This window comes from Oscillatoria salina IIICB1, assembly GCF_020144665.1.
Classification (GTDB): domain Bacteria; phylum Cyanobacteriota; class Cyanobacteriia; order Cyanobacteriales; family SIO1D9; genus IIICB1.
Map to the genome: position 1 here is coordinate 1 of NZ_JAAHBQ010000056.1, position 10,928 is coordinate 10,928.

9 protein-coding genes and 1 pseudogene are annotated in these 10,928 nt (G+C 39.1%); 5 read left to right on the top strand and 5 right to left on the bottom strand.

The features are described 5' to 3' along the window. The first annotated feature begins 93 nt into the window (after nucleotides 1-93). Nucleotides 94-1,893 (top strand): PAS domain-containing hybrid sensor histidine kinase/response regulator, encoded by a 1,800-nt coding sequence (locus G3T18_RS16950; RefSeq protein ID WP_224411762.1) that lies wholly within the window; start codon nucleotides 94-96, stop codon nucleotides 1,891-1,893. Nucleotides 1,894-2,037: 144 nt separating this feature from the next. Here the strand turns inward: G3T18_RS16950 and G3T18_RS16955 are convergent, their stop codons facing one another. After that, a complete protein-coding gene (locus G3T18_RS16955) occupies nucleotides 2,038-2,616 on the bottom strand; it encodes an NUDIX hydrolase (RefSeq protein WP_224411763.1) in 579 nt (192 codons plus the stop codon). Between the two features lie 824 nt (nucleotides 2,617-3,440). On the opposite strand from G3T18_RS16955, the gene G3T18_RS16960 reads away from it, so the two are divergent. Both G3T18_RS16960 and murD read left to right on the top strand, forming a co-directional pair. Continuing rightward, nucleotides 3,441-4,832 (top strand): hypothetical protein, encoded by a 1,392-nt coding sequence (locus tag G3T18_RS16960; protein WP_224411764.1) that lies wholly within the window; start codon nucleotides 3,441-3,443, stop codon nucleotides 4,830-4,832. A gap of 49 nt (nucleotides 4,833-4,881) precedes the next feature. Then, entirely contained in the window at nucleotides 4,882-6,270 is a 1,389-nt protein-coding gene (gene murD, locus G3T18_RS16965; protein ID WP_224411765.1) for a UDP-N-acetylmuramoyl-L-alanine--D-glutamate ligase, read from the top strand. A gap of 104 nt (nucleotides 6,271-6,374) precedes the next feature. Here the strand turns inward: murD and G3T18_RS16970 are convergent, their stop codons facing one another. Next, on the bottom strand, nucleotides 6,375-7,301 hold the full coding sequence (locus tag G3T18_RS16970; protein WP_224411766.1) for a glutamate cyclase domain-containing protein: 927 nt from the start codon (nucleotides 7,299-7,301) through the stop codon (nucleotides 6,375-6,377). 11 nt (nucleotides 7,302-7,312) lie between these two features. Next, nucleotides 7,313-8,095 carry a putative hydro-lyase gene (locus G3T18_RS16975; RefSeq protein WP_224411767.1) on the bottom strand — a complete coding sequence of 261 codons (783 nt, stop codon included), beginning with the start codon at nucleotides 8,093-8,095 and terminating at the stop codon, nucleotides 7,313-7,315. Nucleotides 8,096-8,298: 203 nt separating this feature from the next. Between G3T18_RS16975 and G3T18_RS16980 the strand changes: the two are divergent. Beyond that, a pseudogene (locus G3T18_RS16980) lies at nucleotides 8,299-9,756 on the top strand (RecQ family ATP-dependent DNA helicase). A 59-nt stretch (nucleotides 9,757-9,815) separates the two neighbouring features. On the opposite strand, the gene G3T18_RS16985 reads toward G3T18_RS16980, so the two are convergent. Beyond that, a complete protein-coding gene (locus G3T18_RS16985) occupies nucleotides 9,816-9,956 on the bottom strand; it encodes a hypothetical protein (RefSeq protein ID WP_224411768.1) in 141 nt (46 codons plus the stop codon). A gap of 3 nt (nucleotides 9,957-9,959) precedes the next feature. Further along, entirely contained in the window at nucleotides 9,960-10,049 is a 90-nt protein-coding gene (gene petN / locus G3T18_RS16990) for a cytochrome b6-f complex subunit PetN (protein WP_224411769.1), read from the bottom strand. 78 nt (nucleotides 10,050-10,127) lie between these two features. Here petN and G3T18_RS16995 point away from each other — a divergent pair, with 78 nt between their 5' ends. Beyond that, entirely contained in the window at nucleotides 10,128-10,616 is a 489-nt protein-coding gene (locus G3T18_RS16995) for a hypothetical protein (RefSeq protein WP_224411770.1), read from the top strand. Nucleotides 10,617-10,928: the final 312 nt, after the last annotated feature.

Sequence of the window (10,928 nt, forward strand, 5' to 3'; positions counted from 1 at the left end):
ATCGTGCTAAACAAGATGGACAATCAGTTCTCTATACCGGAATCAGAGTTGACAGAAACGGCAACGAAAGAAATATTAGCCTCCGAGTTGGCTTTGAGCCAGAAAATCCCGCCCTCGAAAATTACCCAAAAATTGGGTAATGTGGAAATTCGAGGCTTTACTCCCGCTAACCCAGACCAAGAAAAGGTTTGGATGGCTAGTTACTATCCGGTGGATTTACTTGATGGCAATCGAGGGGTAGGTGCGGTGATGATTGAAATTACTCATCGCATTCATGCTGAAGAAGCGCTGCGGGAAAGTCAAGGAAAACTGCTCGAAGCCCAACATCTGGCTCAAATTGGCAGTTGGGAAGTCAGCGTCGGGGAAGCTTTTGACTTGAATGAAGCAAGATTTCTGGGTTCGCCAGAATTATTTAGGATTTATGGTATCGAACCGCAAGAGGATTTCCGTTTTGCCCGATTACTCGAATGTCATCCTGTAGAAGACCGCCAGCAATGGCAGGAAGCGATGATACGGTTGCTGGAAAATCTTACGCCTTACAATTTAGATTTGCGGTTTCATCGTCCCGATGGCGAACTGGGCTATATCAACATTATCGGACGGGCGACTCAGGAAGAAGGACAGATTACGAAGGTTTACGGCACAATTATGGACGTGAGCGAACCCAAACGGATCGAAGCTCAACTGATGCGTCAAAATCAAGCTTTAGAAGATGCGATCGCGATCGCTCAAGCTGCGGATTCTGCTAATCAAGCAAAAAGTGAGTTTCTCGCGAATATGAGTCACGAAATTCGCACGCCGATGAATGCTATTCTTGGGGTCAGCGAGCTTTTATTGCGGGGTCAAGTTAGTCCCGAACAACGCAATCTGTTAGAAATGCTCAGAGCTAATGGGAAAAAACTCCTCAAACTGATTGACGACATTCTCGATCTCTCGAAAATTGAAGCGAGAAAGTTAAATTTGCATAGTCGTCCTTTCAATTTGGATGAACTTTTGCAATCTCTGAATGATTCTTTTGCTTCCCAAGCTAACCAAAAACAAATTCAACTCAACTTGGAAGTTGCAGCCAATGTCCCCAACGACTTAACTGGGGACGATTTCCGACTCAATCAGGTGTTGAGTAATCTGGTAAGCAATGCGATTAAATTTACTGAAGTTGGAGAGGTGAAGATTACTGTATCTCGTGTAGCTGAAGAAAACGCGATCGCTACTTTACGCTTTACCGTCCAAGATACAGGCATTGGTATCGCCCCAGAACAACAAGAAAACCTCTTTCAACCTTTCACCCAAGCGGATAGTTCCACAACCCGTCAGTATGGGGGAACGGGCTTAGGTTTAACTATCTGTCGCCGAATTGTGCAGTTGATGAATGGAGAAATTGGCGTAGAAAGCAATTTAGGTGAAGGTTCTACTTTTTGGCTTACTGTACCACTAGAGCGAGTTAGTACCTCGGTTGACGCGGGCGAATCTTCAGCAACTCCAGCAACCACAACACTTTCAGCATCGCGTTCAACTCCGAGAATCCTGCTTGCGGAAGATAATGCTGATAACCGCGTTCTTTTGTCATTTATGTTGCGAGAGTTGGGTTATGAAGCAGATGAGGTGGAAAATGGTCGAGAAGCTTTAGAACGCATTAACAACGGGGATTATGACATTGTGTTTATGGATTGTATGATGCCTGTGATGGACGGTTATGAAGCTACCCAAGCTTTGCGTCAACAAGAAGGAGAAGAACGTCATACAATTGTAATCGGACTCACTGCTAACGCAATGGAAGGCGATCGTGAAAGATGTCTGGAAGTGGGAATGGATGAATATCTCAGCAAACCTGCGAGTTTGGAGGATTTGGAACGGATTTTGCACTACTGGAGCGAAATTTTAAACCGACGTTAGACATTGCTCATACTAAGTTGCACTTAAATATAGTAGGGGTTTTACGTCATCGGTGAGCGAAGCGTTCTCGAAGAGTAGGATCTCCCCAGATCCTACTCTTCGCTCACCGATGACATTTTCCCACATTATCGTCTTACAAGGACACTATCTCTGGACGCAACTTGGTATCAACTGCTGTTCGAGATAATTGAGTCCGAGGAAGATAGCCGCGATCGTTCCAGAAACGCAAATTTCTCCAGCAAATATCTTGGCTTTTACTTCAGTTAAAGGAACCAAAACTACTTCGATTTCTTCTGTTAAATCTAATTGTTGTTTACCAGTAGGAATAACATCAAGGGCGATATACAAATGAATTCTATTTGTATCTTTCGGTGGATTATCAAACAAAGTGGCTAATTTAACTAACTTTTCGGCAACATATCCTGTTTCTTCAGTTAATTCTCGCGCAGCCGCAGTTTCTCCAGCTTCTGACTCTGAGTTAAATCTACCCGCAGGTAACTCTAATAAAATTTCTTCTACACCATGTCGATACTGACGTACAAAAACAACTTCTTGGTTACGAGTAACTGGCAAAACTACGGCAATGTCTGGTCTAACATTAACAAAATAGTCATCAATAATCTTTCCATTCGACAACTGAATTGTATCTTGTCGCACTCGACACCAAATGTTGTCTAATACTAATCGAGAAGCTAAAATTTTCCACTTGCGTAACTTGGACATTTTCCCCCTAAAACATTCTCACTTTGGCAAATAACTTACCCCAAAAAAGTAATCTTCAATCTGAAAATTAAATATAGCAGAGAACGAGATAATTGTACTAAGTTGCACTTAAATATAGTAGGGGTTTAGAGACTAAAATATTTAAATAAATGAAATATCTAGATACAACTTCTTTTTTGTCTGATCTTATACCAATTTGTTTTAGATTTACTACATGAAATTGGGTAGAGACGTTGCATTTTAGTCTCTACAGAGTCTGTCTCTGTAGCATTCATTTAGGGAAATGGTATTACGTCATCGGTGAGCGAAGCGTGACGCGCAGCGATAGCGACGTTAGGAGCGTCAGGATCTGGGGAGATCCTGAGCGAAGCGAAGGATGACATTTTTCCATATTATCGTCTTACAAGGACACTATCTCTGGATGCAACTTGGTATCAGGACATCTTCATTTTCGGAAAACTTTGCTAGCCTAAGCTATTATCGTTGTTTACTGTTCACTGCTATATTTGCCACACTGCAACCAATTTTGATATTATCATAATTTGCCAACTAAATTTTGAGTGAAATTAATTTTTCTGTATTCTTATGCACTCTAATTTTGCTATAATAGTAAAATTTGTAGAGGTATTGCCGGCAACGTCTCTACACTAAACAATTAAATATTTTTACAAATCAGCTACTATTGCTATATGCTAAATAAATTTTTCAGTTGGCTAGATATATATGGTTAACTCGCGCTCAAATTTTTAAATTCTGTTGAGAATTTTGCTTGGCTTCGCTATTTAGTTGTTACTAATTTCTTTGACTAAACTTGAGAAAAAATCATGAATCTTGAGCAATTACGCCAAAAACATCCGCGCTTAATTTACCAAAGTTATAACTATGAAATAGTCGAGCAAGAATTAAAAGCAAACTGGAAATTTTGCTTAGAACCAGATATTATTTTTACACCCAAAATCATTGTTCCTATCGAGGCAAATTTAGACAAAAAACAAATAGAAAATTATATTTTTCATTTAGGATTAATCGAATTAATTAGTTATTGGAAAGCGGCTTGTCCTCCCGAAGTTGTTATCCAACCAGCGAAAATTTCTCCAGCACAAATCGAGTGGTTACATGACTTAGTTATTCACGGTTTAGGAGAATTTTATTACACTAATAATATTGACTTCACTGCTACCGATTTTCTGACAATTACTTGCGAAAGCGATCGATTGATTCCTACTGCTTCGCTGGAAAAAGAACATCAAGGTGATTTAATTTTAGTTGCTGGAGGTAAAGATTCTTCAGTCACGCTGGAAATTTTAAAAGAATTACCAAACCCCAAGGGAACGTTAATTCTTAACCCCACCAGATCGGCAATTGATAGTATTAAAATTGCTGGCTACGACTCTCCAATAACTGTTAAAAGAACTATCGATCCCAAGTTGATTGAATTAAACCAAGCTGGCTACTTAAATGGTCATACTCCATTTTCGGCTTATTTAGCATTTTTAGGCACATTTATCGCCGATTTATACGGCTATAAAAATGTCATTGCTTCTAACGAAAATAGCGCCGACGAGCAAAATACTATCTTCCACGAATTGAAAATTAATCATCAATATTCTAAGAGTTTTCGCTTTGAACAAAGATTCCGAGAATATGGCGATCGCTATTTAACTTCCGCAGTAAGTTACTTTAGTTTCCTCCGTCCGTTATTAGATTTACAAATTGCCGGATTATTCGCTGAATTTCCGCAACATCATGCGTCTTTCCGCAGTTGCAACGTTAATCAGAGAAAAGATTCTTGGTGCAAACAATGTCCGAAATGTGCTTTTGTTTATCTCTCCTTATTTAACTTTTTACCCTACCAAGAAATGCTCAATATTTTCGGGGACGATCTTTATCTAAAACCCGAAATTCAAAGTTCCTTAAAAGGTGTTGCGGGAATCAGCGAACATAAACCATTTGAATGTGTAGGTACAGTGGAAGAATCAAGAATTGCTCTTGCGCTCAGTGCCAAAAAATATGAGAAAATGAATGAAGAAATACCGGAAATTGTTCGCTTAGTAGAGCGAGAGGTTTCCGGAAACGAGAGCCTCGGGATTGAAGCTATAGCCGAAAAACTTTTGACTCAATGGAGCGATCGTCATTATTTACCCCAAAAACATGAAACTATTTTAAGGCAAAAATTGACCTCAGTCAGCCGCAAACTCCTGGAAAATTTAAATTAAAATCAAAAAAATTGCTGAATAAATTTCCGATTAGTAACTAAGCAAAAAAATGGCAGAAATTGAAGGTAAATCAATCTTAATTCTGGGATACGGTAGAGAAGGACAAAGTGTTCATAAATACTTATTAAAACACTATCCAGATCGAGTTATTGGAATTGCCGATCTAAATGAAGTTAAAGATTGCTTTGACTCCAAAGCAAAAATTCATAGCGGTGCAAATTACTTATCTGCTATTTCCGAATATGATGTCATTGTACGTTCTCCGGGAATCACTTTACTAACACCCGAAATACAAGCTGCGCGATCGTCAGGAAAAGAGGTTACTTCAGCAACTAACATTTTTTTGTCAGAATGTCAAGGTACTATCGTAGGAATTACAGGAACTAAAGGCAAAAGTACCACTTCCACGCTCATTTTTGCCATCCTGAGTAAGCATTATCCTGATGTAAAATTAGTTGGTAATATCGGTCAACCATCTCTAGATTATTTAGAAGGAGCAAATGAAGAGACAATTTTCGTTTTAGAACTTTCTAGTTACCAATTATCTGACGTTCAATCTAGTCCAAATATCTCAGTTTTACTAAATATTGTTCCCGAACATCTCGATTATCATGGCGGTTTTGCAGGTTATGTCGCTGCGAAAGAAAATATTTTGAAATATCAAACAAAGCAAGATATTATTGTTGGTAATCCCAATCATGAAACTGTCGGTCAAGCAATTCACAAAAGTGTAGCCCAGAAAATTTATTTTTCCCCAGAAAAAAATTTTGATTATGACTATACAGCTTACATAGAAGATGGATATATTATTAGCCAGCTTCAAAATGGAAGCAAGGAAAAAGTTATTTCTGTAGAGGAGATTCCCCTAATTGGCTTTGGCAATTTAGAAAATACGTTAGCAGCAACTACAGTAGGAATAATCTTGAATGTACCTACTGCTTTAATTGCTGAAGCAATTAAAGAATTCAAGCCCCTCAGACATCGTTTAGAGTTTGTTGGTGAATATCGAGGAATTCGCTTTTACGATGATTCGATTGCGACAATTCCCGAAGCTGCGATTAATGCGATCGCGGCTTTAGGAGATGACGTAGAAACGCTAATTCTGGGAGGTCACGATCGCGGACTTGACTTTTCTGAGTTAGGCACTTATATTATTAGTAAACCGATTAAAACTTTGATTCTATTTCCCGACACAGGAACCCGAATTTGGTCAGCAGTTTGTCAAGCTGAACCAGAGGAGAAAAAACGACCTCAGAAATATGATGTTACCTCGATGGAAGAAGCAGTAAAAATTGTTTACAGCAATACGTCACCGGGTAAAGTTTGCTTGCTTTCACCTGCTTCTCCTCGGACTCGTTGGTTATTTCACAGTTTTGACGAGAGAGGAGATACTTTTAAAAAGTATGCAATTGAATTAGGAAAATCTCTAGAAGTTTAATCAATAAGAAACTAGGAAATCTGCATAATGGTAATCAATCTTCAAGCCGTTCCTTGTTCGGATTCTCCTAGCCTGAAAAATGGACGAAGAAGTAGGAATTAGTGTTAAGTTAAATCGGCGGCTTGACAAATATATTCTAAGACTTGACGATGAACTTCCCAAGGTAAATTATCCACTGATAAAGTTGGCAAACCTGTAACGCCATCCACAGCAACTTTTTGCTCGATAAGAGTCTGTAAAATACGATAATCGGTGTCTGAATTTAATCCTTTAGTTAAGTTAGCTTGTAGATCGGGTCTGAGTAAAGAGAGAGCAGCCAATAAACCTAAACCTCCCCAATTAGAAACACCGCAAACGATGAGATAATCGCTAGGAATAACACAAGTAATTTTTTCGCCTTGACTGATATTATTGATGACCAATTCTAGAGGTAATTTCCCCATACCTAACTCATTACCGCCATCACCAATAGCGATCGTTGTAGCGTTACTTTTGCTAAAAAGAAGATGTAAAGGCGCTGTGTAGGCTGTGATATCTTTACCTTTCATATTACGGATTTTACCATCAAAACTGGGTCCGGCTCTTTCAATCGAAATCAGATGAGAAATCGACTTAGATCCCCTTTCCCAGGAATTGAGAATCGAGGTAACTTGGCTGACATCTTCCCCCAAGACATCAAAAGCAGTGTCAGCCGGGACTTTTGCGGCTTCAGCAGCAATTTTCACTGCATCGAGACAAAAGCGATCGCTAACTAATCTTACTGGAATTCCCGCCCGAATCAGCCCTGCGGCTAAATGAGCAGCAGCGATCGGACCATCAGTTTCCGCAGCCGGAGGATTTCCGTGAGGAATAAAAAAACCTGTCATAATAGCCACATGAGGTGAAGAATGTTCAGCCAAAGATTTCGCTGCACCGCATAATTCTCCTCTGCTAAACTGTGCTAATGGCTCAATTCCTCTACCTACATCCTGACTACAAATACTTTCAATTTTTGCTATTTTCGCTAAGACTTTTTCAGAATAATTAGTCATTTCAGTTACGCTTAAAAACCTAAACAATCATCCTTAAGATCGCTAACAAACATATGTCCCGGAGCATGGGTAATTGCCAACTCTGGTTTCGCTTCCAGAATAGCAAGTTGAGTTGTCACTCCACAAGCCCAGAATACAGGTAATTCTCCCTCATTGATAGTTACCGAATCGCCAAAATCTGGACTATCTATTTCCTTAATTCCAATTGCAGCCGGATCGCCAATTTGAATTGGCGATCCATGTGCTTTTGCATAACGTCCAGTAATTTGTACCGCTTGAATCGCTTGATTCATAGATAAAGGACGCATCGAAACTACTAAATTTCCCGAAAAAACTCCTGCGGATAAACAAGGAATATTTGTTTTATACATCGGCACATTTTTTCCTTCTTCAATATGTCTCACAGGTAAACCCACACGCAACATTGCCGCTTCAAAGGAAAACGAACAACCAATCAAAAAAGCCACTAAATCGTCGCGCCAAAATTCAGTAATTTCTGTTACTTCTTCTCCTAAATTGCCATTACGAAAAATCCGATACCGAGGTAAATCTGTCCTCACATCTGCCCCCGAAGCGATAATTTTTGGTTCCGGATTTCCTACTTCAGTTACATCTAAAACTGGACAAGGTTTAGGATTGCGCTGACAGAAAAGCAAGAAATCAAAGGCTAATAATTTAGGTAGAATTACCAAATTAGCTTGGACATATCCAGAGGCTAAACCTGGTGTAGGAGTGACTAATTTTCCAGTTCGACAAAGCTGGCGAATTTCCGCAGGGTTTAAAGATGATTTCATCGATAGTTTGGGGCAAATTTCACTGTTTACTGACTTTATTACATAAATTAGTAAAAGTAAAGCTCGTGCCATAAATATTGATTAAGTAAATTTAAATCATATTTAGACTTGGTTATTGTTAAAATTGTTACAGACAATGATACAATTAAATAATTATCAAAAATTAGGAGTTAAACTGATAACTAAAACTGGTTGCGATCGTTATGTCTACCAACTGGAACCAAGTAAAAAAAGAATTTCAACGTATTTGGGGCTACGAAGATTTTCGACCGCCCCAAGGAGAAATTATTCGCTGTCTGTTAGCATCAAAAGATAGTTTAATTGTCTTACCTACAGGTGGAGGTAAGTCAATTTGCTTTCAGTTACCAGCTTTATTGCAAACAGGTTTGACTTTAGTAATTTCGCCTTTAGTAGCTTTAATGGAAAATCAGGTACGGGAATTACAAAATCTGCATCTTCCTGCGGCTTTATTGCACAGTCAATTACCTGTTTATCAACGCAAGCAAACTCTCAAAGCAATCGAAAATCAACGCTTAAGATTACTATATTTATCTCCAGAAACTTTACTTAGTCCTCCCGTCTGGGAAAGAATATCTCAACCGCAAATAAAAATTAATGGTTTAATTCTCGATGAAGCCCATTGTTTAGTTCAGTGGGGAGATACATTTCGTCCAGCTTATCGACGTTTAGGTGTAGTTAGACCAGCTTTATTAAAGTCTAAACCGAGAGGTACTAAAATCCCAATTGCGGCTTTTACTGCTACTGCCGATCCTACCACGCAAAAAATCATTGGCGAAACCTTAAAATTAAGACAACCACAAGTTTTTCTTACCAGTCCCTACCGCGAAAATCTTCATCTTAGCGTGCAAACTATTTGGACACCGAGAGGAAGAAGACAGCGTATTTTGAAGTTTATTAAAGCTAAATCTCAACAGTCAGGATTGGTGTATGTTCGTTCCCGACGAGATAGTGAAGAATTAGCTAATTTTTTTACTAATTTAGGTTATCAAACCGCAGCTTATCATGCAGGGCTGGCTGGAGAACAAAGGCGAGAAATTGAGAACAATTGGTTAACGGGAAAAACCCAATTTGTGATTTGTACTTGCGCGTTTGGAATGGGAATTAATAAGCCCGATGTTCGCTGGATAATTCACTTTCAAGCGCCGCTACTTTTAGCTGAATATATTCAAGAAATAGGAAGAGGTGGCAGAGATGGAAAACCTGCCGAAGCTTTAACCTTAATTAGCGAACCTACTGGTTGGTTAAATCCCGAAGATAAACAAAGAAATCAATTTTTTGCCGATAAATTAAATTAACTGTATCGTCAAGCACAGCAAACAGCAAAAAATTTACCTCTGCGGGGAGAAATTAAGTCAGTAAGTAAGGAATTTCGTAGCGGAGAGATTACCTTATCTCTTCTTCATAGTGCCGGGGAAATTGAATGGATCGATCCCTTTCATTATCAACGCAAAAATCAGGTTGGTAAGCTTTCTTTTGCCAATTTAAATGTTAGCCAACAACAATATCAAGGGCAAATGAAAGCGTATTTTACCACAAAAGAATGTCGTTGGCAATACTTATTAAATGCCTTTGGTTTCACTCAACAAGCAGAGGGATTTAAATGCGATCGCTGCGACAATTGTCAGCGAAAAGCAAATTAGCCCGTCGAAACGGGCTGAATGAAATCTAGCCAGGAAGTTACACTTCAGGCTATGATTGATTAACGAATTTTCTCGTCACGTTTTTGACGACGGCGATCGCGCCATTCGGCTGCTGTCAAATAAGCAATACCACCACTCACCACAAGTAGGAGTGCGATCGCAGCTAAAAACAGAACATTGAGTAGAGAAATTGTTTCCACAACTTAGAAACCGTTACGACCCCAAATAACCATTGCAATCGACCAAGTGAACAAAGTCAAGACTCCAACCCAACCAAGCGTCAAAATATCCATAAATTGCTATTGAAACAAAACTAAACAACAAACTCTATAAAATATCATAATACTCGTTGCTCTTTGGTGGTGGAATCCTTGGATAACTTGCAAGCCGAAAGAATCGAATCCTTAAAAGCAGGAATTATTTCTAGCTTATCTTTTACTTTCAGTCAAGTCCTTGCGATAATTTTTAACAATTTCTGGTTAGCAGAGAAATATGAATTTCTGTTTGCCGAGGAAATAACAACTGAAGTAGAGTGGTTAGAGCGAGTAGCGATCGCCCTACTGACAGGTTTCCTTTTCGGTGTTACCTACCGTCATCTCGTGCGATCCGAGCAAAACTCTCACCTCAAAGATGGCGCAGTATTAGCTTTTGGAATCGTGCGAGGATTAGCCTTAATAGAAGCCCAGTTATCTGCTACTATCAGTATTTGGTTGCTAGGTATTCTTGTAGTACAAAGCATACTTAGTTTTTTCGTAGCTCGCCTTGTCTTAGATAGAGCGCTAAAGGGGAAAATTGTCAAGCCATTAACCAACTTTTCCTTAACCCAAACAGACAATCGACTCGGAAGCTTTCCGGAATGAGCCTAGAGAATTTTGTAGTGCCTCACGTAATCGAGTTGACAATTAAGTCAATTTGCTAGAAAATTCAGCCGTCGAACGCAGTTAAATCAGATAACTTGCCAAAAACTGCTAATATATGAGAATTTGTGGTGTAAGATTACTTAGATATTTAAGATTCTTGCACCGAATTAGAGAGCAACCGTATCTTACCTCAATCATGTTTCACCTTCAGCGATCGTAAACTCCGGCAATCTTGGAATTTCGCTCTCTATCCCAGAGGTTAGTCGAGCAATAACAGAGAGATTAGCTTCTACAAGTTATCAATAGTTTGGT